Source organism: Rhizobium sp. BR 249, from assembly GCF_047445895.1.
Lineage (GTDB): Bacteria > Pseudomonadota > Alphaproteobacteria > Rhizobiales > Rhizobiaceae > Rhizobium.
This window is the reverse complement of the sequence record NZ_JARWKX010000001.1, coordinates 372,161-397,807: the sequence shown is the minus strand read 5'-3', so window position 1 is coordinate 397,807 and position 25,647 is coordinate 372,161. Positions and strand designations below refer to the sequence as shown.

The following is a 25,647-nucleotide window of genomic DNA, read 5'->3' as shown; positions in this document are numbered from 1 at the left end:
TGATGATGACGGCAGCGCCGCCATCGCCTTTCGACCGCTGGGTCAGTGCGCTTTCGTGCCCATCAGCCGGTGACGCAGCGCGTTCGAAGCCGTGTCGAACAGGAAGACGACGATCAGGATCAGAATGACCATATAGGCGACGTTTTCCCAGTTGGCGTTGGTGCGCATCGCCTCCCAGAGTTTGAGGCCGATGCCGCCCGCGCCGACGGCGCCGATGATGGTCGCGCCGCGTACGTTGGATTCCCACTGGTAGAGCGTCTGACTGACGATGACGGGAACGATCTGCGGCATAATGCCGTAACGATGGACGAGCACGGTCCGGGCGCCGGTCGATTGGATGCCTTCCCGTGGCTTGTTGTCGATATTCTCCAGCCCCTCGGAATAGAGCTTGCCGAGCGTGCCGGTCTCGGTGAGGAAGATCGCGCCGGAGCCGGCAAGCGGGCCGGGGCCGAAGGCCCGCGTCAGGAACAGCGCCCAGATCAGCATGTCGACCGAACGCAGGAAATCGAAGAAGCGTTTGAGAATCTGGTTCAGGAAGCGGTTCGGCGTGATGTTGCGCGCCGCCATGAAGGCGAGCGGGAAGGCGGCGAGCGAGCCGAGCAGCGTTCCGAGGAACGCCATGACGATCGTCTGGAAAAGCTTGGTCCAGACGTCGCCATGCTGCCATTCGGTGTTGTTCCAGATGTCGTCGAAGGCGAGCGACAGGTTGGACTGGTCGGGTTTGATGCGCGGGCCGGAGACGATGAGGCCGATGACCTCGCCGGCCGGCCTGTCGAAGAAGGACGATTGCGGGTCGAAGAGGAAATTCGCCCAGCCGATGAAACGCTTGCGGATCTTCACGCGGTCGGCGGAAATGCTGACGTCGCCGGCAAAGCCGAGATTTGCGAGCACGTTGTCGTCATAAACGGTCATCCAGCTCGGCGCCGGTCCGACGACCTTGGGCGCGCCGCTCGAAACGTCGACGGGAACGCTGATCCCGTGGGCGGTCACGATCGTCTGGCTTTTCGAAACGGTGATGCTCCGGCTCGTGCCGCTGATGGAAACGGTGATGCTGCCGTCCGGGTTGTTGACCAGCCAATCGGGATGCGGATTGTCGCCGAGCGGCGAGAAACGGGGATAACGCACCTCGATCGAGCCGTCGTCCTGGATACGAAATTCCGGCTGGACGTCGTAGCTTATCCATTGGCTGAGATAGATGCCGACGCGCTTCCAATGGGCCTCGGCGAAGAGCTTGGGCAGGTCGAAGAACCAGACGGCGTAGAGGCCGTAGAGCAGCGTCGCGATCAGGATCGTCAGCCCGCCGAAACGCTGGCGGAACGAGCGTTGGAAGTATTCCGGATAGCGCGCTTCTATCTCGTTCATGCGGTTGGCGTCGATCACCGTCATGGCGGCCTCAATGTTGCAGGAGGAAGGCGTGATCGCCGACGAGCCGGCGGCGCAGCCACGCGGAGAACTGGTCGACGGCGACGATCGTCACGAAGAGCAGGAGAACGAGCGCCATCGTCTTGGCGCCGAAGCCGCGCGAGATCGAAAGCTTCAGCTCCTCGCCGATACCGCCGCCGCCGACGGCGCCGATGATCGTCGAGGCGCGCACGTTGATCTCAAGGCGCAGCAGCGCATAGGAGGTGAAATTCGGCAGCACCTGCGGCAGGGCGGCGAAGCGCACGCGCTCCCACCAGTTGGCGCCGACGGCTTTCATGCCCTCATGCGGCTTCATGTCGATATTCTCGGCCACCTCGTAGAAGAGTTTGCCGAGCGCGCCGATCGTGTGCAGGGTGATGGCGATGATGGCGGCGACCGGTCCGATCGACAGGATCGCCGAAAACAGCCCGGCGATGACGATTTCGGGGAAGGCGCGCAGGAATTCCATCAGGCGCTTGGTGAAGACGCGCAGCGGCCATGAAGCCGTCAGGTTGCGCGCGGCAAAGAAGCTCAAGGGGACGGCAAAGACGAAGGCGATGATGGTCGAGATCAGCGCTACGTTGATCGTGACGATCATCAGCTCGAAATATTCGGGAATGTAGAAGGCGCCCCAGACGTAGACGCGGCCCTTGTCGAAATTGAATTCCTCGCCGCCCTTGTCGTTGACGCTCGCTATGTCGAACAGCGCGCGCCAGACATCGTTCCAATCCTTGGGGATGAGCCAGCTCAGGAAGTCGAAGAGATGCGGCAGGCGGTCGAAGAAATGGCCGGCATTGCTCTCGTCGGCAAAACGGACGGAGCTTACGAAAGCCGCAATGAGGATGACGAGGCCGAGTACGGTGTAGAAGCGGCGCCTGGCGACCATCTGGCCCCAGGCGGTGCCGATCTCCTGCGTGCTCTGCATGTGCGGCTGTGTATCGGCAATAGTCATGGACGCCCCGACCGGTAATAAAGATAAAGGGCGGCCGTTGCCGGCCGCCCCGTATTCGAAAGGCGATCAGCCGCCGATGGCAGCTTTGCGGACGTCGACGACGGCATTGTAGAAGTCGTGCTTGACCGGGGCGTAGCCCTGGTAGTCGCCGCCTTCGACAGCCGTGAAGCACTTGTGATCCTTTGCCGGCAGGGCCGTGAAGAAGGCCGCGAGCTTCGTCTGCCATTCTTCGCCGAGGGCGTTGCGAACGACGAGCGGGCCGTTCGGGATCAGCGGCGAACGCCAGACTTCGACGAGCTTGTTCGGATCGACGGCGCCCTTGTCGACTTCCTTGCGGAAGGTGCCGGAGGTGTAGCCGTCCTTGAAATCGCCGAGGCCAGACGAATCGTCGACGGCGATGTCGACCTTGCCGTCATAAGCGGCGAGCAGGTTGTTCTCGTGGCCGCCGTTGAACTGCGTCGAAGCGAAGAACTTGTCGTTCGGCATGCCCGTGTCCTTCGGGATCTGCGTCAGCGGAACGAGGTAGCCCGAGGTGGAGTCCGGATCGGCGTAGCCGAGCTTTTTGCCCTTGGCGTCCTTGATGGACTTGATGCCGGAGGACTTGAGAGCGAGACCGATCGAGTAGTAGCCGGTCGAACCGTCCTTCTGCTGCGTCGTCAGGATCGGCGTAACGGCCTTCGGGTCCTTGATGTAGACGGCCGCATAGCCGGAAGCGCCGAGTTCGGCGAAGTCGAGCGTGCCGCCGAGCAGGCCCTGGATGACGCCGTCATAATCGGCGGCCGGGAAGAGTGAAACCTTCTCGAAGCCGAATTCCTGCTTCAGGTGGTCGGCGAGGCAGGCATAGTTGCGCAGGCGGTCGGTTTCGTTTTCGCCGCCGAGGATGCCGATGCGGAATTCCTTGAGGTCCGCAGCGTTGGCGCCGCCGGCGAGCGCGAAGAGCGCCGTTGCCGCAAAGAGTGCTTTCTTCAACATGAGTTCTCTCCTATTGACCGGTATCTCCGGCCTTCCCGTTACGAAGAAGTGTGCCCTTGACGCGGGCGCTCGATCGCGGCCGCCTCGCTCAGAGGCCGGCCAGCGCCAGCGGCTGGACGCCGGCGGATGGATTGTCTGCCCGCTCGGGAGCGATATTGATCGACGTTGACGTCATCGTTTCGTCGATGCCGGCGCCGTCCTTGTCCGTCCCGTAGATTTCCTTCACCGCTTCGCCCGTCAGATCCGAGGGTCTGCCGTCGAAGACCACGCGGCCGTGGGCCATGCCGACGATGCGCTCACAATAGCTGCGGGCGGTATCGAGCGTGTGGAGGTTGGTGATGACGGTGATGCCCTCGCGCTCGTTGATATCGCGCAGCGCATCCATGACGATCTTGGCGTTCAGCGGATCGAGCGAGGCGATCGGCTCGTCGGCGAGCACCATCTTCGGGTTCTGCATCAGGGCGCGAGCGATCGCCACACGCTGCTGCTGGCCGCCGGAAAGCGTGCCGGCCGGCTGCAGGGCGGTCTGTTCGATGCCGAGGCGTTCGAGCGCTGCGATCGCATGCACGCGCTCTTCGCGGGTGAAGATGTTGAGCAGGCTGAGAAGCGTCGAGCGGTGATTGAGGCGGCCGAGCATGACATTTGTGAGAACGTCGAGACGCGGCACCAGATTGAACTGCTGGAAGATCATCGCGCAGTCGCGCTGCCAGTTCCGCAACGCTCCGCCGCGAAGCCTGGAGACTTCGATGCCGGCGAAATGAATGGAGCCGGAACTCGGCTCCTGCAGGCGGTTGATCATGCGCAGAAGCGTCGACTTGCCGGCGCCGGAGCGGCCGATGATGCCGACCATTTGGCCCTGGGGAATGGTGAGGGTCACGGAGTCGACGGCGAGCTTGTTTCCGAAACGACGTGTGACATCTTTCAGCTCGAACATCATGCTGGTCCCTTGCATTCCAAGCCTTGGTCCGCATCGCATTAGTCCCGCTTCATGAACCTCCAATGTCATATTTGTGTAAGTCGCGTCACAAATCCCGGCGCCGTGACGGGAGCATCTAGCCCTCGTAGCGCGCCAGAAAATCTTCCGCGCTCAGGTTGCGGAAATCCTGCAAAGCCAGGCGCAGACGATCATGCTCCCAGTCCCACCAGGCAAGCCTGTCCATGCGTTCACCGATCTCTTTCGGGAAGCGCTCTCGGATCAGCTTCGCCGGCACACCGCCGACGATCGTGTAGGGTGCGACGTCTTTCGACACCACGGCGCCGGCACCGATGACGGCGCCGTTGCCGACGCTGACGCCCGGCAGGATGGTCGCCCCGTGCCCGATCCAGACGTCGTGGCCGATCGTCACGCGGTTTGCGCGCCGCCAGGCGAAGAAGTCCGTCTCCATGTCGCCGTCCGGCCAGTAGTCGGCGGCGCGATAGGTGAAATGATGCAGTGTCGCGCGCCATGTCGGATGGTTGGTGGCGTTGATGCGCACGGCGGCGGCGATATTGACGAACTTGCCGATCGTCGCGCACCAGACGGCGCCATCCTGCATGATGTAGGAGTAGTCGCCGAACTCGGCCTCGCTGATGCGGCAGCGCTCGGAGACTTCCGTATAGCGCCCGAAGGTGGAGTGGCTGACATCAGCCGTTTCGTGGAAATAGGGCTCGGTGCCCAGCTTGCGGCTCATGCGGCGATCTTCCTCGGTGAGAACTGCTGGACGTCGAGGATGCGGTCGGCGACCGCCTCGCGAACCTCCTCGTCGTGGAAGATGCCGAGAAGGGCGACACCCGCCTTCTTCTTCTCCGCGATCATATCGACGACGACGGCGCGGTTTTTCGCGTCGAGTGAGGCTGTGGGTTCGTCGAGAAGCAGGATCGTATGCTCGGTGATGAAGCCGCGCGCAATGTTGACGCGCTGCTGCTCGCCGCCGGAGAAGGTGGCGGGCGGAAGCTGCCAGAGCGCTTCCGGCAGGTTGAGCCTGGCGAGCAGGGCGCCTGCCTTTTCCCGAGCCGCGACCGTTTCTTCGCCGCGCGCGACGAGCGGCTCGGCCACCACGTCGATCGCCGCCACGCGCGGCACGGTGCGCAGGAACTGGCTGACATAGCCGAGTGTATCGCGGCGCACATTGAGCACGGTGCGCGGATCGGCGGAAGCGAGGTCGACGATGCGCCCGTCGTGGCGAATGAGGATCTGGCCGGTGTCGACGGCATAATTGCCGTAGATCATCTTGAGCAGCGAACTCTTGCCGATGCCCGAGGGGCCGCCGAGCACGACGCATTCGCCAGCCGCGACCGAGAAGGCGACATCGGAGACGACGGGCAGCCTGATGCCGTCGCGCAGATGCATGGTGAAGCTCTTCGAGACTTCGGAAACGACGAGGGGTGTGGGCATGCTTTCTTCTTTCCTGGCTTTTTAACGAGGCTCAGACCTGCAGGATCGAGGAGACGAGCAGTTGCGTGTAGGGTTCGTGCGGATCGTCGAGCACGCGGTCGGTGAGACCTTGTTCGATGACGCAGCCGTCCTTCATCACCATCATCCGGTGCGAGAGCAGGCGGGCGACGGCAAGATCATGGGTGACGATGATCGCCGAGAGGCCGAGATCGTTGACGAGACCGCGCACGAGATCGAGCAGGCGCGCCTGCACCGAGACGTCGAGGCCGCCTGTGGGTTCGTCCATGAAGACGAGGCGCGGGCCGGTGACGAGATTGCGGGCGATCTGCAGGCGCTGGCGCATGCCGCCGGAAAAGGCGCGGGGCTGGTCGTCGATGCGGTCGGCGTCGATCTCGACGCGTTCGAGCCAGTCGATGGCGGTAGAGCGGATCTTGCCGTAGTGCCGGTCGCCGATCGCCATCAGCCGTTCACCGACATTGGCGCCCGCAGAGACGGTCATGCGCAGCCCGTCGGCCGGGTTCTGGTGCACGAAACCCCAGTCGGTGCGCATCAGGAAGCGGCGCTCTGCCTCGTTCATGCGGTAGAGGTCGCGGTAGCTACCGTCGCGCATATGGTATTCGACGCTGCCGGTGCTCGGCATCAGCCGGGTGGAGATACAGTTGAGCAGCGTCGTCTTGCCCGAACCGGATTCGCCGACGATGGCGAGCACTTCGCCCGGCCAGAGCTCGAAAGAGACGTTCCGGCAGCCGATGCGATTGCCGTAGAATTTCGAGAGGTCGTTGACTTTGAGAAGCGGTGTGTCGGTCATTCTGCAGCCTCCCGGGCCAGCATTTCGCCGGCATGTCCCTGTGCGCGGCGATCTTCGCAGTGGTCGGTATCGGAGCAGACGAACATGCGCCCGCCCTTGTCGTCGAGGATGACCTCATCGAGGTAGACCTCCTCCGCGCCGCAAAGGGCGCAAGGCTTGCCGAAACGCTGGATCTCGAAGGGATGGTCCTCAAAGTCCAGGCTGACGACATCGGTATGGGGCGGCACGGCATAGATACGCTTTTCGCGGCCGGCGCCGAAAAGCTGCAGCGCTTCCGACCTGTGCATCTTCGGATTATCGAATTTCGGCGTCGGCGAGGGGTCCATGACGTAGCGGCCATGCACCTTGACCGGATAGGCGTAGGTCGTGGCGATACGGCCGTTGCGGGCGATATCCTCGTAGAGCTTCACATGCATGAGGCCATATTCCTCGAGCGCATGCATCTTGCGTGTCTCGGTCTCGCGCGGTTCGAGGAAGCGCAGCGGTTCCGGAATCGGCACCTGGTAGACGAGCACCTGGCCTTCACCGAGTTTTTCCTCCGGGATGCGGTGGCGCGTCTGGATGATCGTCGCCTCGCTGGTGCGCGTCGTCACCGCGACATTGGCGACCTTCTGGAAGAAGGCGCGGATCGAAACGGCATTGGTCGTGTCGTCGGCGCCCTGGTCTATCACCTTCAGCACGTCGTCAGGCCCGATGATCGAGGCCGTCACCTGCACGCCGCCGGTGCCCCAGCCATAGGGCATCGGCATTTCTCTGCTGGCGAAGGGCACCTGGTAGCCAGGGATGGCGATCGCCTTCAGGATGGCGCGGCGGATCATCCGCTTGGTCTGTTCGTCGAGATAGGCGAAGTTGTAGCTGGCGAGATCGCTCATTCGGCGGCTTCCTTCATGTCTTCGCCGCTGCTGCGGGCGGCTTCGAATTCGCGGCGCATGCGGCGGACGAGATCGAGTTCGGCCTGGAAGTCCACATAATGCGGAAGCTTCAGGTGCTCGACGAAGCCCGTCGCCTGGACGTTGTCGGAATGGGAGATGACGAATTCCTCGTCCTGTGCCGGCGCGGTAATGTCCTCGCCGAGCTCTTCGGCGCGAAGCGCGCGATCGACAAGCGACATTGCCATCGCCTTGCGCTCGCTCTGGCCGAAGACCAGGCCGTAGCCGCGGGTAAACTGCGGCGGCGCCTTGGCCGAACCCTTGAACTGGTTGACCATCTGGCATTCGGTGACCTGGATGACGCCGAGCGAGACGGCGAAACCGAGCTCCGGCACGTCGAATTCCACTTCGACCTCGCCGATGCGGATTTCGCCGGTGAAGGGATGGTTGCGGCCGTAGCCGCGCTGGGTGGAATAACCGAGCGCCAGCAGGAAGCCCTCGTCGCCGCGGGAAAGCGCCTGCAGGCGCAGGTCGCGGGTCATCGGGAATTCCATCGGCTCGCGTGTGAGGTCGCCGATCTCGTGGTCTTCGGGCATGTCGCCGTCGGCCTCGATCAGGCCTTCTTCGCCGAGGATCTCGGAGACGCGCATGACACGGCCGGTCTCGGCCGGACGCTGGGCCGGCGCCTCCACCGCTTCGTCCTCAAGCAGCGAGGGATCGAGCAGCCGGTGGGTATAATCGAAGGTGGGGCCAAGCAGCTGGCCGCCCGGCAGATCCTTGTAAGTCGCCGAGATGCGGCGTTCGATCGTCATCGCGGCCGTATCGAGCGGCTTGGAATAACCGAAACGCGGCAGCGTCGTGCGGTAAGCGCGCAGCAGAAAGATCGCCTCGATCATGTCGCCGCGCGATTGACGGACGGCGAGTGCGGCGAGCGTGCGGTCGAAAAGCGAGGCCTCGGCCATGACGCGGTCGACGGCGAGGGCGAGCTGTTCGACGATCTGCTCGATGCCGATTGCCGGCACGGAGCGGTCGCCGCGCCGGCGGTCGGCAAGCAGCCGGTGGGCATTGGCGATGGCGGCCTCGCCACCTTTGACGGCAACATACATGAGCTCAGATCTCCGTTGCTGTGATTTTGGTGGTGCGCGGCAGGCAGACGAAGCGCTTGCCGGATGTCAGCACGATGTCGATGCCGCGCGGAAAGAGCACGCGGTTCTCGGTCCAGAGCCTGAGAAAGGTCTCCGGCAGGCCGGACGGCGCGATCTCCGTGACGCTCTGGATACCCGGACCCATCAGCGCCAGCCTGCGTCCGCCTTCGAGTTCGGGAAGTTCGATGACGACAGTCGTCGAGCGGTCGGGGTATTCCTGCGTGCCCGATGCGAAGAGGCCGAAGGAACAAAGCGCGGTGCCGGCTTCGATGAAGGCAAAGCGCGCATCCGCCTTTTCCTGGATCACCGGAGCGCCGGTGTGGAAGCCGAGCCACTCCGGCACGGCGGATTTCGCCAGTCCCGAGGTAAGCCAGACAGGCGTGTCGTGGTCGCAAAGGGTGAGTGCGATCGTGCCGGCGGCAATGCCGAGCGGCGCCGGCGGATCGATATCGGGCTCGACGCTCTGAATGGTGCCGGGGCGGGCCATGCCGTCCATCAGCATCTTGAAGACGCTCTGCGCATGGAAAACCGGGTCGGCAAAGCCGCCGGTCAAGGCTTCCGTCGTGAGGCCCATCAGTTGTCTCCCCGTACCATGGTGAAGAAATCGACGCGGGTCGCGGCCGTCTCGTCCGCCTTGCGGCGCTCGGTGGCGGCGATCCGTTCAGTGATCGGCGAAAGCAGCGCCTGTTCGACGAAGTGCCTTGTCGCATCCTCCTGCCAGAGCGCGTCGAAGATCGCCGCAAGACGGGCCTTCTCTCGGTCGGTGCCGAGCGCCTGCGCATGGCCGATGCAGCCGGACTCGAGCCGCATCGTCGCGCGCGTCACCGTCACCTCGCCGAGATTGAAGGGGGCTCCGCCGCCGCCGATGCGGCCGCGCACCATCACGAGCCCGGTTTCCGGCCCGCGCACCGGAAACGCCACGGGCTTTTGCGGCAATGCATCCCAGGCCGCCTGGAGTTCGCTGCGTTCCGCGCGCGCCAGCAGATCGGCGGCGCGTTTGCGCCCGGATACCGTCTGTGACGCAGCGTCTTTCCTGTCCGCTGATATCATCGCCGCTTTCCTCAAAATGTCTATTGATATATACAACCATACAAGCTATACCTAGCCTTAAATCGGTGTCGTGACAAGCGTGTGACATCCAGCGCATCGTGCGTCCCTCGGACGCGATGCGCAAAACTTGAAAAGACAGGGCAGGCTGAATGGCAGGGCTGAAGCAGGTGCAGAGGCAAACGGGCGTGGCGCTCTGGCGTCAGATCGCCGATCGCATTCGCGAGGCGATCGGCAACGGTGCCTATGATGAAACGGGAATGGTGCCGCCGGAAACGGTGCTGGCGCTGCAATTCGGCGTCAACCGGCATACGGTGCGCAGTGCGCTGGCGGCGCTGGCGCAGGAGGGAATCGTGCGCGCGGTACAGGGTCGCGGCACGCTGATCGAGCGCAAGGAGCGGCTGAATTTCCCGATCAGCCGGCGCACGCGCTTCACCGCCGGCATCGGCGATCAGGCGCGTGAGATGCGCGGTCTTCTGCTCGATGAGGCGCAGGAAGAGGCGAGCGCCGACGTCGCCCGCTGGCTGGGCCTGAAACAGGGCGAGCAGGTAATCCGGCTGGAAACCTTGCGCCATGCCGACAGGCGGCCGGTTTCAAAGGCGACGAGCTGGTTTCCCGCCGAACGCTTCGCCGGGATCGGCCAAGCCTACCGAAAGCACGAATCGATCACCAAGGCTTTCGCCGAACTCGGCCTGTCGGACTATATCAGGGCCACGACCGAGGTGACGGCCGCCCATGCGGGCACGGCGGATCTCGCCGACCTGGAACTCACCCCCGGCGCGATCCTGCTGATCGCCAAGGCGATGAATACCGATCTCGAAGGTGTACCGGTGCAATATTCCATCAGCCGCTTTGCGGCCGACCGGGTGCAATTCACCATCGAGAATTGAAGGCAGCCTTCCCCGTCGGGACAGGGAAGGCCACTGGATTCAATGTGCGCCGGACATGTCCCCGAGCACTTCCTTGGAAGCGACGGTGGAATCGGCCTTCAGCTTGTAAACCATCGGGACGCCGGTCGCGAGGTTGAGGGCAAGGATACCTTCCTTGCTCAGCTTGTCGAGCACCATGACCAGCGAGCGCAGCGAGTTGCCGTGCGCTGCGACCAGCACCTTCTCACCGCGCAGCACGCGCGGCAGGATCTCGGTGAGGTAGTAAGGCCAGACGCGGGCGCCGGTGTCGCGCAGGCTTTCCCCGCCCGGAGGCGGCACGTCGTAGGAACGGCGCCAGATATGCACCTGTTCCTCGCCCCATTTGGCGCGCGCATCGTCCTTGTTGAGGCCGGAGAGGTCGCCGTAGTCACGCTCGTTCAGCGCCTGGTCGCGGATCGTCTCGAGATCGGGCTGGCCGACCTTGTCGAGGATGAGCTTCAGCGTGTGCTGGGCGCGCACGAGTGCGGAGGTGTAGGCGACGTCGAATTTGATCCCGTATTCGGCAAGTGCGGCGCCGCCGGCCTTGGCTTCCTGGATGCCGAGCTCCGTCAGATCCGGGTCCTTCCAGCCGGTGAAGAGATTCTTCAGGTTCCAGTCGCTCTGGCCGTGGCGAACGAGGACGAGGGTACCGCTCATGAATATGCCTCCGATATGTCGTTATTGGGAAGAAAGCCCGAGCACGTCGAGCATGGAATAGAAACCCGGCTTCTTGTCGCGCGCCCAGAGTGCGGCCTTGATGGCGCCGCGCGCGAAGATCGAGCGGTCGGCGGCGCTGTGCGACAGTGTGACGATTTCGCCTTCTCCGGCGAAAAGCACGGAATGTTCGCCGATGACGGAGCCGCCGCGCAGCGTCGCAAAGCCGATCGTGCCCGCCTCGCGGGCGCCGGTATGGCCGTCGCGGACCCTCACCGATTTCGAGGCGAGATCGATATTGCGGCCTTTGGCTGCGGCCTCGCCTAGGAGAAGCGCGGTGCCGGACGGCGCATCCACTTTATGTTTGTGGTGCATTTCCAGGATTTCGATGTCCCAATCAACGGGATCGAGCGCCCGCGCCGCCTGCTCGGCCAGCACGCTGAGCAGATTGACGCCGAGGCTCATATTGCCCGACTTGACGATGCGGGCATGACGGGCCGCCGCAGCGATCCTGGCACTTTCGTCTGCCGAACAGCCGGTCGTGCCGACGACATGGACGATGCGGGCCTGCGCGGCGAGCCCGGAAAATTCCACGGTTGCGGCCGGCGAGGTGAAGTCGAGCACGCCTTCGGCATGCAAAAAGGCCTGGAGCGGATCGTCGCCGATGATGATGCCGGTCGGCCCAAGGCCGGCGATCTCGCCGGCATCCTTGCCGATGAAGGGCGAGCCGGTACGCTCGACCGCGGCATGCAGCGTCACGCCTTCCATGGAATGAATGAGCCGGATCAGCGTCTGGCCCATGCGCCCCGCTGCGCCGACCACCACCAGTTTCATCGCAGCATCGCTCATCTCGGTCTCTCGTATCAGGTCAGTTTGAATCCGAGGCCGAAGGCCTCTGCAGGTTGTTGAGGCGAGCGTAAAGACCGTCGCTCACCTTCGCAAGCGTCTCGTGATTGCCTTCCTCGACGACCCGGCCCTGCTGCATGACGACGATCTTGTCGGCGCGCACCACGGTCGAAAGCCGGTGGGCGATGACGACGACGGTGCGCCCGGTCATCGCCTCGTCGAGCGCTTTCTGCACGGCGGCCTCGGATTCGGTGTCGAGGGCCGACGTCGCCTCGTCGAGAAGCAGGATCGGCGCGTTGCGCACCAGCGCGCGCGCGATCGAGAGCCGCTGGCGCTGGCCGCCCGAAAGCGTCACGCCGTTTTCGCCGACCGGCGTATCGTAACCCTGCGGCTGAGCCGAGATGAAATCATGCGCATAGGCGAGCCGGGCCGCCGCCTCCACCTCGGCATCGGTCGCTTCCGGCCGGCCGTAGCGGATATTGTCGCGGATCGTGCCCTCGAACAGGTAGGGCTGCTGCGAGACGTAGGCGAGCTGCTGGCGCAGTGACTTCTTGGTGATGTGGGCGATATCCTGTCCGTCGATCAGGATCTCGCCTTCGCGCGGATCGTAGAAACGCGGAATGAGGCTGATGACGGTGGATTTGCCAGCGCCCGAGGGGCCGACGAGCGCCGTGGTCGCTCCGCCCTCGGCGACGAAGCTGACGCCGCTGAGCACGCTTTCATTGCCATAGGCGAAGGAAACATTGCGGAATTCGATGCGCGCCTGCGTCACCGTCAGCGGCTGGGCGTCCGGCAGGTCGCGCTGGCGCGGCTCCATGTCGAGCAATTCGTAGATCATCCGCGCATTGACGACGGCGCGTTCCATCTGCACCTGCAGGCGGGCGAGGCGCCGGGCCGGATCGTAGGCAAGCAGCAGCGCCGTCACGAAGGAGAAGAAGGCGCCCGGGGCCACATTGTAATAGATCGAACGATAGGCGGCATAGGCAAGCACGCTGGCGACGGCAAAACCCGCGAAGCTCTCCGTCAGCGGCGAGGTGCGCTCGGAAAGCCGGGCAATCCGGTTCGCCCGGTTTTCGGCGGCCGTGATGAGCTTGTTGACCTTGTTCTCCAGCTCATCTTCCATCGTGAAGGCTTTGACGATGGCAATGCCCTGGATCGTCTCCTGCATGGCCCCGAGCACGTGGCTGTTCAGATGCACGGCCTCGCGGGTCGCCGAGCGCAGCCGCTTGGAAACGTAACGCAGCGCGTAGAGCAGCGGCGGCGCCATGACGAACACGGCGAGGCTCAGCAGCGGGTCCTGGAGGACCATCACGCCGATCAGCGAAACGAAGGTCAGGAGATCGCGCACCGTCGAGGTGATCGTCAGGTTGAGCACGTCGCGGATGCCGCTGACGTTCTGGCTCACCTGCGCCGCGATATGGGCCGAGCGCGCCTCGCTGAAGAAGCCGACCGAAAGCGTCATGAGATGCGCATAGAGCCGGCGCTGGTAACGCGCGACGATATTGTTGCCGACCTTGGAAAGCGCCACGGCCTGGCCGTAGCTTGCAAAGCCGCGCAGCACGAAGGCGACGAAGATTGAAAGACAGATGATCCAGACGACGTCGGCGCGGCGGTTGGCGAAGGCCTCGTCGATGATCGCCCGCATGATCCAGGCGGTAAACGCCGTCGAAAGCGCCACCACGATGAGGCAGGCGATCGCGAAGACATAGCCCCAGAGATGGTCGCGGCCGTTTTCAGCGATGATGCGTTTCAGGATACCGGTCACGGTATCGCTGCTGACGCTCTGCGTTCTGCTTTCCCCGACTTCCAAATATCAAGCTTCCTGTCCGAGACTGAGCGCGTCGTTAACGTGGCGCGCACTTTCGCCGGCTCTATAAAGAGTTGGGACTGGTTTGGCTAGCGCCGCCAGCGGCGGCCTTCCGTCGATACGCCGAAATTGGCGGGCATGCGCGCATAGGAGGAAAGCCCGGCGAGCGCTGCCAGCGGATGCGTCACCACATAGGTCGGGATGGTGCGAAGCAGCGCGCTGTGCGGCGCCTTGTCCTCGAAGGCCTGCCGGAATTCCGGCTTCTTCAGCGCCGGGAGGATCTTCTGCGAGATGCCGCCGGACAGATAGACGCCGCCGCGCGCCATGAACACCATCGCCATGTCGCCGGCCACGCGGCCGAGATAGGTGGCAAACAGCGAAACGGTCTCGACGGCGGCCTTGTCGCTGCCGGCAAGCGCGTGCGAGGTGATGTCGGCCGGATCTTTCATCGTCGGCTGGATGCCGTCGACCACGCAGATGGCATTGTAGAGGTTGACGAGGCCGCGCCCGCACAGGATCTGCTCGGCCGAGACGCGGCCTTCGATCGTCTCGATATGCGGGAAGAGTTCATAGTCGCGTTTGCTGCGCGGCCCGAGATCGATGTGGCCGCCTTCGCCGGGAACCGGAATCCAGCTGTGCTGGGCGTGCACGAGTCCGCCGACGCCGAGGCCGGTGCCAGGCCCGAGCACGACGCGCGAGGCGATCATGTCGCCGGTGGCGCTGCCGATGCGTTCGCGGTTTTCATCCGAAAGGGCGGCGATCGCCAGCGCCTGCGCCTCGAAATCGTTGACGACGAGCACGTCCTCCATGCCGAGGCCTTCGATCATCGTTTTCGGCCGTACCACCCAGTCGCAGTTGGTCAGGGGAATCTCGTCGTCGTTGATCGGGCCGGCGACGGCGAGGATCGCCGAGCGCGGCTGGACCGCCGTCTTGTCGAGCACGCCCTTTTGGATCGCTTCGTCGATCGTGGCGAAATCCGCCGTGCGCACGTTCGGAAACTGCTTCGGCTCGGCATAGGCATCCGTCAGGATGGAGAAGCGGGCATTCGTGCCGCCGATGTCGCCGATGAGGATCGGAAAGGGAAGCGGAGCGGTGCTGTGGTTCGGTTTTGGCATGGCCGGTTCCGTGCTGATCAGGCTTCGAGTGTGGGAAGGAGCTTTATAGCGGTCGCGTGGTTGAGCGCCATCGGAATGTCGTAGACGATAGCGAGCCGCATCAGCGCCTTCACGTCGACATCATGCGGCATCGGCGTCAGCGGATCGACGAAGAAAATCAGGGCGTCGACCTCGCCGGTCGAGATCAGCGCGCCGATCTGCTGGTCGCCGCCGAGCGGCCCGCTTTTCAGTCTGGTGACGCTGAGGTCGGGAGCGGCATCGAGCACGCGTCCGCCTGTTGTGCCGGTAGCGACGATCTTCCAGCGGGAAAGGACGTCCCTGTTGGCGCGGGCGAATTCCGCCATATCGTCCTTCTTCTGGTCATGCGCAATCAATGCAAGGCATTTGCCGCCGGCCATGAAGCCAATCTCCGCCCGAACAATTCAATCGATTTGAACGCTTCTATACCAAGAATTTGCGATTTGAAAGACAGCCAGCCGGCGCCTCATTGGATCGTCGGCTTGTCGTTCGGAAGCGGCCCGACATCCGGCAGCATATCCTCCTCCGCGTCGGCGGCCGGTGCCGTGGCAGGGGATGCGACGAGCGCGCTCGCGGCGGAAGGCGCGCCATAGGTGGCGGCCTGCATGGAGGCGACGGAAGCGGCATCGAGCACGGCGGCGCAGGCCTTCGGCAGGTCGGAGACCATCACCTCGCGCGGTGGCTTTGGCGGCTTGGCGCCGGGCTTGGGCGGTTTCGCCGGCGCCCAGGGGGCCGGCGTAAACCAGTAGGCGAGCGACTTGTCGCAGCCGTCTCCCGAGGCGACCGGGGCTTGCGGCGTGCAGCCGGCAGCACCGGGCGGGCACTTCATGCGGATGTGGAAGTGCGAGTCGTGGCCGTATATCGGCCGAAGCTTGCCGAGGTTGGTGCGATCGCCCGTCCAGGTGTCGCACATCTTCTTCTTGATCGCCGGGTTGACGAAAATGCGCTCAACTTCGGGGTAGCTTGCCGCCAGCATCAAAAGCCGGGCGCGCGATTCCGTCCATACTTTGGGATTGACCGTGAGGAACTTGTTCTTCTGCAGCATGCTGGTGAAGGGTAGATCCTCGCGCTCCTTCGCCGTCATGCTGCGCGCGGGCATCGGGGTGAACCAGATATCGGCATCGAGGCCGATCTGATGCGAAGAGTGACCGTTGAGCATCGGCCCGCCGCGCGGCTGCGCGATATCGCCGACCAGGATGCCCGGCCAGCCGGCATATCTGACGGCATCCTGAGAAAACCGTTCCAAGAGCGCGATCATCGCCGGGTTGCCCCAGCGGCGGTTGCGCGAAAGCCGCATCGCCTGCCAGGTCGGCCCATCCGTCGGCAGCGCCATCGCGCCGGTCATGCAGCCTTTCGCATAGAAGCCGATCGGCTGCGCCGGCCCTTGCGTCGGCAGGCTGGCGCCGCCGAAAAGCGCCTTGGCGCTGCCCGGGCTCGGCGTCTTCTGCTCCGCGCCGACGTCGCCGGCCGCAAGGCTTGCGCCGATCGCGCCGGCGAGCGCCAGTTTGCCGAATGTCCTGAAAGCCTGAGCGAAGCCGAAAGCCATGCCGTTCCCTTGCGAAAGTGATTTGGTCCGAATCTATCGTGAAAAGTGATTTTGGTGAATCGATGTTTTGACGGGCGTGGGATCACCGCGCTGATGCGAGCCGAAAGGTCAAAATTCCGCGAGCCCGGTAAAAACCAAACTCTCTCCTGTTTTTCGCCGGTATTTTCCGTATTGTCGAATCCATCAATATTAAGGGGAAGTGTGAATGGCATTGTGGTCGAAGATCGGTCTGTTTCTGTCACTTGGCTGTGCTCTGGCGCCGTTGATGGCAACGGCTGAGGAGCAGCCGTTCCAGATCGGAAGCTCGGTCATCACGGAGATGAAGTACAAGCCGGGCTTTGCGCATTTCGATTATGTCAATCCCAATGCCCCGAAAGGTGGAGACCTGCGCCTTTCTGCCAGCGGCGCCTTCGACACCTTCAACCCGCTGCTTGCCAAGGGCCAGATCGCGGTTGGCCTGGCGCTCGTATACGACACACTGATGAAGGCGGCGGATGACGAGCTGCTTGTCTCCTACGGCCTGCTTGCCGAAGGGCTGTCCTTTCCCGCCGACGTCTCGAGCGCGACCTTTCGCCTGCGCAAGGAAGCGAAATGGCCGGATGGTCAGCCGGTAACGCCCGAGGACGTCATCTTCAGCCTTGATAAGAGCAAGGAACTCAATCCCGTCAACGCGAACTATTATCGCCACGTGGTAAAGGCCGAAAAGACCGGCGACCGCGATGTCACCTTCACCTTCGACGAAAAGAACAATCGGGAGCTCCCGAATATTCTCGGCCAGTTGGTGGTCGTGCCGAAACATTGGTGGGAGGGACAGGGACCGGACGGCAAGCCGCGCGACATCTCAAAGACGACGCTCGAGCCGGTCATGGGTTCGGGACCTTACAAGATCGCATCCTTTTCGCCCGGCGCGACGATCCGTTATGAACTGCGTGACGACTATTGGGGCAAAGACCTCAACGTGAATGTCGGCCAGAATAATTTCCGCAACGTCCTCTATACCTATTTCGGGGACCGGGACGTCGAGTTCGAAGCGTTTCGCGCCGGCAATAGCGACTACTGGCAGGAGACGACGGCTGCCCGCTGGGCGACGGGATATGATTTCCCCGCCATGAAGGAAGGACGCATCAAGAAGGAAGAGATTGCAAATCCGCTGCGATCCACCGGCATCATGCAGGCTCTCGTGCCGAATATGCGGCGCGACCTCTTTAAGGACGAGCGGGTCCGTGAGGCGCTGAACTACGGTTTCGACTTCGAGGAACTGAACCGCACGGTCGCTTTCAACAGCTACAAGCGCATCGACAGCTACTTCTGGAACACCGAACTCGCCTCCTCCGGCCTGCCGCAGGGGCGCGAGCTGGAAATACTGCAGGGCATGAAGGACAAGGTTCCGCCCGAGGTCTTCACGACGCCGTACACCAACCCCGTCGGCGGCGACCCTCAGAAAAGCCGCGACAACCTCCGCAAGGCGATTGCGCTGCTGAAAGAAGCGGGCTGGGAGATCAAGAACAATCGCATGGTCAATACCAAGACCGGCCAGCCGATGAGCTTCGAGATCCTGTTGTCGAGCCCGATGCTGGAGCGCTGGGCGGTGCCCTATGCCAATAATCTCAGGAAAATCGGCATAGATGCGCGGGTGCGCACGGTCGATGCATCGCAAGCTGTCAATCGCGAACGCAGCTTCGACTATGACATGATCTGGAATGTCTGGGCGCAGAGCATGAATCCTGGCAACGAACAGGGCGATTATTGGGGATCCGGTTCGGTCAACCAGCAGGGGTCCCACAATTATGCCGGCATTGCCAATCCGGCCGTCGACGAACTCATCCGCATGATCATCTTCGCGCCGAACCGCGATGAACAGGTCGCTGCGATCAAGGCGATGGACCGGGTATTGCTTGCAAACCACTACGTCATCCCGCTGTTCTATCGCGGTACGTACAACATCGTCTATTGGAACACGGTCACGCATCAACCCGAATTCCCCGCCTATAGCCTCGGCTTTCCGGAAACCTGGTGGTCGACCTCGGTGAAATGAGCGGGCTTGCATTGCAGGGGGCCTCGGCTCCAAATGGCACAAGCGAATCACGACAAGCCGGCAAGGCCGGCAAGGGAAGGCTGACGGATTGAGCGGCATTGGACTGGACGGCAGGCAGACGAGAAGAAGATTTCCGGAGGCTGAAGGCTGATGGGCGCCTATGTCATTCGCCGCCTGCTTCTGATGATCCCGACCATCGTCGGCATCATGGCGATTTCCTTCATCGTCATTCAATTCGCCCCGGGTGGTCCCGTCGAGCAGGTGATCGCCCAATTGACCGGCCAGGCCGATGGCGCTGACCAGCGCCTGTCGGGCGGCGGCGACCTGCTGGGTGATGGAGGAGGGGACGAAGGTTCGAAATATCGTGGCGCCCAGGGCCTTGATCCGGAGCTGATCGCAAAGCTCGAAAAGCAGTTCGGCTTTGACAAGCCGCCACTGACGCGTTTCGGCGAGATGATGTGGAATTACATCCGCTTCGATTTCGGCGAGAGCTTCTTCCGCAACACCTCCGTGCTCGACCTCATCAAGGAAAAACTGCCGGTCTCGATCTCGCTCGGCATCTGGATCCTGATCTTCTCCTACGCCATCTCCATTCCGCTCGGCATCCGCAAGGCGGTGAAGGACGGATCGACCTTCGACGTCTGGACATCAGGCGTCATCATCGTCGGTTACGCCGTCCCGAGCTTCCTCTTCGGCATTCTGCTGATCGTGCTGTTCGCCGGCGGCTCCTTTTACGACTGGTTTCCGCTGCGCGGCCTCGTCTCCGATAATTTCGACCAACTCGCCTGGTGGCAGAAGCCGCTCGATTATTTCTGGCATCTCACTTTGCCGCTGATCTCGCTTTCTCTCGCCGCCTTCGCGACGACGACGCTGCTGACCAAGAATTCCTTCATCGAGGAGATCAAGAAGCAATATGTCGTCACTGCGCGCGCCAAGGGCCTGAACGAGCGGCAGGTGCTCTACGGCCATGTCTTCCGCAACGCCATGCTGATCATCATCGCCGGTTTTCCCGGCGCGTTCATCTCCGCTTTCTTCACCGGCTCGCTGCTGATCGAGAACATCTTCTCGCTCGATGGCCTCGGCCGCCTCGGCTATCTCTCGGTCGTCAACCGGGATTACCCGATCGTCTTTGCGACCCTCTACATCTTCTCGCTGCTCGGCCTCGTCGTCAGCCTGGTCTCCGACCTGATCTACACCTGGATCGATCCGCGCATCGATTTCGAGCGGAGGGATGTCTGATGGACACCGCCGCAAATCCCGTCACCGCAACCCCCGTCAAGCCGCCGCGCAAGGGACTGCTGTCACCGACCAACATCCGCCGCTGGAAGAATTTCCGGGCGAACGGCCGTGGTTACTGGTCCTTGTGGCTGTTCCTGCTGCTCTTCGTGCTCAGCCTGTTTGCCGAGTTCCTCGCCAATGACCGGCCGATCATCGCCTCCTACAAGGGCGAGATCCTGTTTCCCGTGCTGATCGATTATCCCGAGGAAAAGTTCGGCGGCTTTCTCGCCGAAACCGACTACCGCTCCTCGGTGATATCGGATGAGATCAATGCCAATGGCTGGATGGTCTGGCCGCCGATCCGCTATTCCTACCGCTCGGTCAACTCCAACATCCCGCATTCGGCGCCGACCGCCCCCTTCTGGCTGATGACCAAGGAGGAGCGCTGCTCCGGTTATCCGCAAGGGGCGAACGATCCCGCCTGTACGCTCGGCAATCTCAACTGGCTCGGCACCGACGACCAGGCCCGCGACGTGCTGGCGCGCGTCATCTACGGCTTTCGCATATCGGTGCTCTTCGGCCTGGCGCTCACCATCTGCTCGGCGATCATCGGCGTCACGGCAGGCGCCGTGCAGGGCTATTTCGGCGGCTGGACCGATCTGCTGCTGCAGCGCTTCATCGAGATCTGGTCGTCGATGCCGGTGCTTTACATCCTCTTGATCATCGCCGCGATCCTGCCGCCGGGCTTCTTCGTGCTGCTCGGCATCATGCTGCTTTTTTCCTGGGTCGGCTTCGTCGGCGTCGTGCGCGCCGAGTTCCTGCGCGCCCGCAATTTCGAATATGTCCGGGCCGCCCGCGCACTCGGCGTCAACAACCGCACCATCATGTGGCGCCACCTTCTGCCGAACGCCATGGTGGCGACATTGACCTTCCTGCCCTTCATCCTTTCGGGCTCGATCACCACGCTGACTTCACTCGATTTCCTCGGCTTCGGCATGCCGCCGGGCTCCCCCTCGCTCGGCGAGATGATCGCCCAGGGCAAGTCCAACCTGCAGGCGCCTTGGCTCGGGCTGACGGCCTTCTTCGCCATGTCGATCATGCTGTCCCTTTTGATCTTCATCGGCGAAGCGGTGCGCGACGCCTTCGATCCGAGGAAGACGTTTCAATGAGTGATATGACAGAACCGCTCCTTTCCGTCCGCGATCTCTCGGTTGCCTTTCATCAGGGCGGCGAAACCTCGCTCGCCGTCGATCGCATCTCCTTCGATATCGCCAAGGGCGAAGTCGTGGCGCTCGTCGGCGAATCCGGTTCCGGCAAGTCGGTTTCGGCGAACTCGATCCTGCGGCTTCTGCCCTATCCCTCCGCGAGCCATCCCTCCGGCGAAATCCTGTTCAAGGGCAAGGATCTTCTGAAGGCGTCGGAGCGGGCGTTGCGGGAAGTGCGCGGCAACGACGTCACCATGATCTTCCAGGAGCCGATGACTTCGCTCAATCCGCTCCATACGATCGAAAAGCAGATTGCCGAGATTCTCGCCCTGCACCAGGGCATCTCCGGCCAAGCAGCGCGTGAGCGCGTACTGGAATTGTTGAACCAGGTCGGCATCCGCGAGCCGGAGAAGCGGTTGAAAGCCTATCCGCACGAACTGTCAGGCGGCCAGCGCCAGCGTGTCATGATCGCCATGGCGCTCGCCAACCGGCCGGAACTGCTGATCGCCGACGAGCCGACCACGGCGCTCGACGTCACCGTGCAGGCGCAGATCCTCGAACTGCTCAGGCAGTTGAAGACGGCGCACGGCATGTCGCTGCTGTTCATCACCCATGATCTCGGCATCGTGCGCAAATTCGCCGATCGTGTCTGCGTCATGACCAAGGGCAGGATCGTCGAAACGGGCACCGTCGCGGACGTCTTTGCCAACCCGAAGCACGAATATACCCGACACCTCCTCGCCTCCGAGCCGCGCGGCGAGCCGCCGGTTGCCGATCCCTCGAAACCGGTGGTGATGGAAGGTTCCGATATCCGCGTCTGGTTCCCGATCAAGGCGGGGCTGATGCGCCGCGTCGTCGATCACGTGAAGGCGGTGGACGGTATCGATCTTTCGCTGCGCGCCGGGCAGACGCTCGGCGTCGTCGGCGAATCCGGTTCCGGCAAGACCACGCTGGGTCTCGCGCTCACCCGGCTGATCTCCTCGCAAGGCAAGATCGCTTTTGTCGGCAAAGATATAGCAGGCTATTCGTTCAGCGAGATGCGGCCGCTGCGCAACCAGTTGCAGATCGTCTTCCAGGATCCCTACGGTTCGCTCAGCCCGCGCATGTCGGTCGGCGATATCATCGCCGAAGGGCTGAAGGTGCACGAGCGATCCCTGACGGCAGAGGAGCGCGATCAGCGCGTCTGCTGGGCGCTGGAGGAAGTCGGCCTCGATCCGCTGACCCGCTGGCGTTATCCGCACGAATTTTCCGGCGGCCAGCGTCAGCGCATCGCCATTGCCCGCGCCATGGTGCTGAAACCGCGCTTTGTCATGCTCGACGAGCCGACCTCCGCGCTCGACATGAGCGTCCAGGCCCAGGTGGTCGATCTCCTGCGCGACCTGCAGAAGAAGCACGACCTCGCCTATCTCTTCATCAGCCATGACCTGAAGGTGGTGAAGGCGCTCGCCAACGACGTCATCGTCATGCGTTTCGGCAAGGTAGTCGAGCAGGGCCCGTCCTCTGAAATCTTCCGCGCGCCGAAGGACGATTACACCAAGGCGCTCATGGCCGCCGCGTTCAACATCGAGGCGGTGCCGACGCCCGCCGTGAAGCAGTAAAGAAGATCATGTCCGCACGTCCTCCCGTTCTCGTCGACATCAAGTTCAACCCCGAAGGCGTCGCCCGCATCCTGAAGACGGCCTTTGCCGATCGCGGCAGCATCAATCTTGCCGATCCCGCCAATCGCGGGCGTGATCTCGGCGAAATGGAATACGCGCTTCTCTGGAAGCCGGACGCCGATCTTTTCCAGCGGGCGCCGAACCTCAAGGTGATCTTTTCGGGCGGCGCCGGCGTCGACCACATCATCGGCATGGACGGTCTGCCCGAAATCCCGATCGTCCGCTTCGTCGATCGCAGCCTGACGACCCGCATGAGCGAATGGGTCGTCATGCAGTGCCTGATGCATCTGCGCGGGCAATACGCCCATGACATCCACCAGCGCCGGCGCGAATGGGGGAAATCGATCGCGCCCGAGGCGGCGGAAGTCACGGTCGGCGTCATGGGCCTCGGCATTCTCGGCCAGGATGCGGTCGCCAAGCTGAAGGTGATGGGTTTCAACGTCATCGGCTGGTCGCGCACCCGCAAGGAGATCGACGGCGTCGAAACCTTCGACGCCGGCGAACTGGACGGCTTCCTCGCCAGAACCGATATCCTCGTCGGTCTTCTGCCGCTGACGCCGCAGACGACAGGCTTTTATGATAGCGGGCTATTTAAAAAGCTCCGCCGCGACGGCGCGCTGGGCCGGCCAGTCTTCATCAATGCCGGCCGCGGCAAGAGCCAGGTCGAGGCCGATATTGTCTCAGCCGTCCGCGACGGCACCCTCGGCGGCGCTTCCCTCGATGTCTTCGAGGTGGAGCCGCTTGCTTCGGACAGCCCGTTGTGGGAGCTGGAGAACGTCTTCATCACGCCGCACGATGCGGCCGTTTCCGAAGAGAACGCGCTGTTCCGTCATGTCGAGGCGCAGATTGCCCGTTTCGAGCGCGGCGAGCCGCTGCAATTCGTGGTCGACCGCGCCGTCGGCTACTGATCCTCCGGAACCTTCCAGACGGCCACCCGTTTCCTTTGCGGAATTCTTCGCGGCAGGAATTGTCGCCAGAACAGCGGAAGGAGACGATGATGGCGCATCAGACGGAAACACGCTGGGAAAAGTCCGATGGCAAGCTTCACAAGGAAGAACAGATCGCGCCGGTGAAGGCAAGGCAGGGGCGGATGGGCTATCGCATCCTGATGGTGCTGCTCGCCGCTTTGGTGCTTGCTTTCGTGGTCTGGATTCCCGTCGAGATCTGGGGCAACCGCGAGGCGGAGGAAGTGGCGCCGCAACAGCCCGGTCAGCAGCTCCAGTCGCAGCAGCCTGAGGCAGCGCCCGCGCCGAGCCTGCAGAACGGCAATGCGATTCCGACCGAGACGCAGAACACGACGCCAGCCGCTCCGAATGTCGCGCCGGCGCCTGCCCAACCTGCCCAATGAGCGTTCGGCCGATGACCTCTCGCATCCCGCCGGCGTGCCGCGGCGGGATGCTTATTGTTTTGTCTGGACTTTCTCTGCCGATTTTTCGATAAGAAGGCGCACGAGCCGGTTTCGTGCGCCCGGCCGGAGCTTAAGCACCTCGGAACTTGGCAGCGCCTGACCGGAGTGGACAGGGGCAGGAATCTCATGGCCAAGACGGATATCGCAAGACGCGTCTACAATCACGCTTGGAAACTCGATCCGATCATCCGCAGCCTGATCGATACCGACTTCTACAAGCTCCTGATGCTGCAGATGATCTGGAAGCTCTATCCCGATGTGAACGCTTCCTTCACGCTGATCAACCGCACCAAGCGCGTGCGCCTGGCCGAGGAGATCGACGAAGGGGAGTTGCGCGAACAGCTCGATCATGCCCGCACGCTCAGGCTCTCCAAGAAGGAGATGATCTGGCTTGCGGGTAACAGCTTCTACGGCCGCGCGCAGATCTTCGAGCCGGAATTCCTGGCCTGGCTTTCCAACTTCCAGCTCCCGGAATACGAGCTGTCGAAGAAAGACGGGCAATATGTCCTGGATTTCCATGGGTCCTGGAAGGAAACTACCATGTGGGAAATCCCGGCGCTCGCCATCGTCAACGAGCTGCGTTCGCGCTCGGCGATGAAGGCGCTCGGCCCCTTCACCCTCGATGTGCTTTATGCCCGCGCCAAGGCGAAGATGTGGTCCAAGGTCGAGCGGCTGAAGGAGTTGCCTGGCTTGCGCATCTCCGATTTCGGCACCCGCCGCCGCCACAGCTTCCTCTGGCAGCGCTGGTGCGTCGAGGCGCTGAAGGAAGGCATCGGCCCGGCCTTCACCGGCACCAGCAACGTATTGCTGGCGATGGATTCCGATCTCGAGGCCGTCGGCACCAATGCCCACGAGCTGCCGATGGTGGCGGCCGCGCTGGCGGAAACCGACGAGCAACTCCGCAACGCGCCCTACAAGATCCTGCGCGACTGGAACAAACTCTATGGCGGCAATCTTCTGATCGTCCTGCCGGATGCCTTCGGCACCGCCGCCTTCCTGCGCGACGCGCCGGAATGGGTGGCCGACTGGACCGGCTTCCGCCCGGACAGCGCGCCGCCGATCGAAGGCGGCGAGAAGATCATCGACTGGTGGAAGAAGATGGGCCGCGATCCGCGCCAGAAGCTCTTGATCTTTTCCGATGGCCTCGATGTCGACGCCATCATCGACACCTACCGGCATTTCGAAGGCCGCGTTCGCATGAGCTTCGGCTGGGGCACGAACCTGACGAATGATTTTGCCGGCTGCGCGCCGACCGAAATATCGGGCCTCAATCCGATCTCCGTCGTCTGCAAGGTCAGCGACGCCAACGGCCGACCGGCGGTAAAACTCTCCGACAACCCGCAGAAGGCGACCGGTGAACCGGCCGAAGTCGAACGCTACCTGAAATTCTTCGGCGCCGAAGATAGGGTCGATCAGACCGTCCTGGTATAGGCTCGAGGTGAGGTGCGGCCATCCCGGGGTACGTCGATATGCCCTGCCATGGCGTCCTCGATCGACCAGCCGAAGCGCCAGGCGTCGAACATCGAATACCATTCCTGGAAGTCGGTAATCGGCAGCACATCCGGTTTCGACATCGGATTGTCGGCTAGGCTGCGGCCACGAGCACGGTCGCGCACGCCGCGCTCCTGCATCTCAAGCAGATTCTCGAACATCATGACCCC

26 protein-coding genes are annotated in these 25,647 nt (G+C 63.0%); 8 read left to right on the top strand and 18 right to left on the bottom strand.

Annotated elements, in window-relative coordinates:
• Positions 1–42: 42 nt before the first annotated feature.
• From phnE (QD408_RS02030) to phnG, 11 genes are all read right to left on the bottom strand, one after another.
• Entirely contained in the window at positions 43–1,386 is a 1,344-nt protein-coding gene (phnE, locus tag QD408_RS02030; protein WP_414138171.1) for a phosphonate ABC transporter, permease protein PhnE, read from the bottom strand.
• Between the two features lie 7 nt (positions 1,387–1,393).
• Positions 1,394–2,353 carry a phosphonate ABC transporter, permease protein PhnE gene (phnE, locus tag QD408_RS02025; protein ID WP_414138170.1) on the bottom strand — a complete coding sequence of 320 codons (960 nt, stop codon included), beginning with the start codon at positions 2,351–2,353 and terminating at the stop codon, positions 1,394–1,396.
• A 66-nt stretch (positions 2,354–2,419) separates the two neighbouring features.
• Positions 2,420–3,325: a phosphonate ABC transporter substrate-binding protein gene (gene phnD, locus QD408_RS02020; RefSeq protein WP_088684311.1), complete on the bottom strand. Its 906-nt coding sequence runs from the start codon at positions 3,323–3,325 to the stop codon at positions 2,420–2,422.
• An 88-nt stretch (positions 3,326–3,413) separates the two neighbouring features.
• Positions 3,414–4,259: a phosphonate ABC transporter ATP-binding protein gene (phnC, locus tag QD408_RS02015; RefSeq protein ID WP_088684596.1), complete on the bottom strand. Its 846-nt coding sequence runs from the start codon at positions 4,257–4,259 to the stop codon at positions 3,414–3,416.
• Between the two features lie 118 nt (positions 4,260–4,377).
• On the bottom strand, positions 4,378–4,995 hold the full coding sequence (locus QD408_RS02010) for a DapH/DapD/GlmU-related protein (RefSeq protein ID WP_088684312.1): 618 nt from the start codon (positions 4,993–4,995) through the stop codon (positions 4,378–4,380).
• Complete coding sequence (gene phnL, locus QD408_RS02005; protein WP_414138169.1) at positions 4,992–5,699, bottom strand: phosphonate C-P lyase system protein PhnL; 708 nt, start codon at positions 5,697–5,699, stop codon at positions 4,992–4,994. The genes QD408_RS02010 and phnL overlap by 4 nt, the downstream gene beginning before the upstream one ends.
• 31 nt (positions 5,700–5,730) lie before the next feature.
• Entirely contained in the window at positions 5,731–6,507 is a 777-nt protein-coding gene (gene phnK, locus QD408_RS02000; RefSeq protein ID WP_414138168.1) for a phosphonate C-P lyase system protein PhnK, read from the bottom strand.
• Positions 6,504–7,379 (bottom strand): alpha-D-ribose 1-methylphosphonate 5-phosphate C-P-lyase PhnJ, encoded by an 876-nt coding sequence (locus tag QD408_RS01995; protein ID WP_414138167.1) that lies wholly within the window; start codon positions 7,377–7,379, stop codon positions 6,504–6,506. Before QD408_RS01995 ends, phnK begins: the two co-directional genes overlap by 4 nt.
• Positions 7,376–8,482 (bottom strand): carbon-phosphorus lyase complex subunit PhnI, encoded by a 1,107-nt coding sequence (locus tag QD408_RS01990; protein WP_414138166.1) that lies wholly within the window; start codon positions 8,480–8,482, stop codon positions 7,376–7,378. Before QD408_RS01990 ends, QD408_RS01995 begins: the two co-directional genes overlap by 4 nt.
• A gap of 4 nt (positions 8,483–8,486) precedes the next feature.
• Positions 8,487–9,095, bottom strand: coding sequence for a phosphonate C-P lyase system protein PhnH (gene phnH / locus QD408_RS01985; protein ID WP_414138165.1), 609 nt, complete (start codon positions 9,093–9,095; stop codon positions 8,487–8,489).
• Positions 9,095–9,571 (bottom strand): phosphonate C-P lyase system protein PhnG, encoded by a 477-nt coding sequence (phnG, locus tag QD408_RS01980; RefSeq protein WP_414138164.1) that lies wholly within the window; start codon positions 9,569–9,571, stop codon positions 9,095–9,097. Before phnG ends, phnH begins: the two co-directional genes overlap by 1 nt.
• A 149-nt stretch (positions 9,572–9,720) precedes the next feature.
• On the opposite strand from phnG, the gene phnF reads away from it, so the two are divergent.
• Positions 9,721–10,458 (top strand): phosphonate metabolism transcriptional regulator PhnF, encoded by a 738-nt coding sequence (gene phnF, locus QD408_RS01975; protein WP_414138163.1) that lies wholly within the window; start codon positions 9,721–9,723, stop codon positions 10,456–10,458.
• 39 nt (positions 10,459–10,497) lie between these two features.
• On the opposite strand, the gene QD408_RS01970 is transcribed toward phnF, so the two are convergent.
• The 6 genes from QD408_RS01970 to mepA form a co-directional block, all read right to left on the bottom strand.
• A complete protein-coding gene (locus tag QD408_RS01970; RefSeq protein ID WP_414138162.1) occupies positions 10,498–11,133 on the bottom strand; it encodes a 2,3-bisphosphoglycerate-dependent phosphoglycerate mutase in 636 nt (211 codons plus the stop codon).
• Between the two features lie 21 nt (positions 11,134–11,154).
• Positions 11,155–11,979 carry a 4-hydroxy-tetrahydrodipicolinate reductase gene (gene dapB, locus QD408_RS01965; protein WP_414138161.1) on the bottom strand — a complete coding sequence of 275 codons (825 nt, stop codon included), beginning with the start codon at positions 11,977–11,979 and terminating at the stop codon, positions 11,155–11,157.
• Between the two features lie 19 nt (positions 11,980–11,998).
• Complete coding sequence (locus tag QD408_RS01960) at positions 11,999–13,786, bottom strand: ABC transporter ATP-binding protein (protein WP_414138160.1); 1,788 nt, start codon at positions 13,784–13,786, stop codon at positions 11,999–12,001.
• Positions 13,787–13,872: 86 nt separating this feature from the next.
• On the bottom strand, positions 13,873–14,898 hold the full coding sequence (locus QD408_RS01955) for a glucokinase (protein WP_088684323.1): 1,026 nt from the start codon (positions 14,896–14,898) through the stop codon (positions 13,873–13,875).
• Positions 14,899–14,915: 17 nt separating this feature from the next.
• Positions 14,916–15,296, bottom strand: coding sequence for a methylglyoxal synthase (locus QD408_RS01950; protein ID WP_088684324.1), 381 nt, complete (start codon positions 15,294–15,296; stop codon positions 14,916–14,918).
• An 86-nt stretch (positions 15,297–15,382) separates the two neighbouring features.
• Positions 15,383–16,462, bottom strand: coding sequence for a penicillin-insensitive murein endopeptidase (mepA, locus tag QD408_RS01945; RefSeq protein WP_088684325.1), 1,080 nt, complete (start codon positions 16,460–16,462; stop codon positions 15,383–15,385).
• Between the two features lie 205 nt (positions 16,463–16,667).
• Here mepA and QD408_RS01940 point away from each other — a divergent pair, with 205 nt between their 5' ends.
• The 7 genes from QD408_RS01940 (at position 16,668) to pncB (ending at position 25,417) form a co-directional block, all read left to right on the top strand.
• Entirely contained in the window at positions 16,668–18,497 is a 1,830-nt protein-coding gene (locus QD408_RS01940; RefSeq protein WP_414138159.1) for an extracellular solute-binding protein, read from the top strand.
• Between the two features lie 150 nt (positions 18,498–18,647).
• Positions 18,648–19,736 carry a microcin C ABC transporter permease YejB gene (locus QD408_RS01935; protein ID WP_414138158.1) on the top strand — a complete coding sequence of 363 codons (1,089 nt, stop codon included), beginning with the start codon at positions 18,648–18,650 and terminating at the stop codon, positions 19,734–19,736.
• Positions 19,736–20,884 (top strand): ABC transporter permease, encoded by a 1,149-nt coding sequence (locus QD408_RS01930; RefSeq protein WP_088684328.1) that lies wholly within the window; start codon positions 19,736–19,738, stop codon positions 20,882–20,884. Before QD408_RS01935 ends, QD408_RS01930 begins: the two co-directional genes overlap by 1 nt.
• The gene (locus tag QD408_RS01925; RefSeq protein WP_414138157.1) at positions 20,881–22,518 is read left to right on the top strand and encodes an ABC transporter ATP-binding protein; all 1,638 of its coding nucleotides are present in this window, start codon (positions 20,881–20,883) and stop codon (positions 22,516–22,518) included. Before QD408_RS01930 ends, QD408_RS01925 begins: the two co-directional genes overlap by 4 nt.
• An 8-nt stretch (positions 22,519–22,526) precedes the next feature.
• Positions 22,527–23,486 (top strand): 2-hydroxyacid dehydrogenase, encoded by a 960-nt coding sequence (locus tag QD408_RS01920; RefSeq protein ID WP_414138156.1) that lies wholly within the window; start codon positions 22,527–22,529, stop codon positions 23,484–23,486.
• Between the two features lie 86 nt (positions 23,487–23,572).
• Positions 23,573–23,926 (top strand): hypothetical protein, encoded by a 354-nt coding sequence (locus QD408_RS01915; protein ID WP_414138155.1) that lies wholly within the window; start codon positions 23,573–23,575, stop codon positions 23,924–23,926.
• A 186-nt stretch (positions 23,927–24,112) separates the two neighbouring features.
• Entirely contained in the window at positions 24,113–25,417 is a 1,305-nt protein-coding gene (gene pncB, locus QD408_RS01910; RefSeq protein WP_088684331.1) for a nicotinate phosphoribosyltransferase, read from the top strand.
• Here the strand turns inward: pncB and QD408_RS01905 are convergent.
• Positions 25,399–25,638 carry a CrpP-related protein gene (locus QD408_RS01905; RefSeq protein WP_088684598.1) on the bottom strand — a complete coding sequence of 80 codons (240 nt, stop codon included), beginning with the start codon at positions 25,636–25,638 and terminating at the stop codon, positions 25,399–25,401. The genes pncB and QD408_RS01905 overlap by 19 nt on opposite strands.
• Between the last annotated feature and the right edge of the window lie 9 nt (positions 25,639–25,647).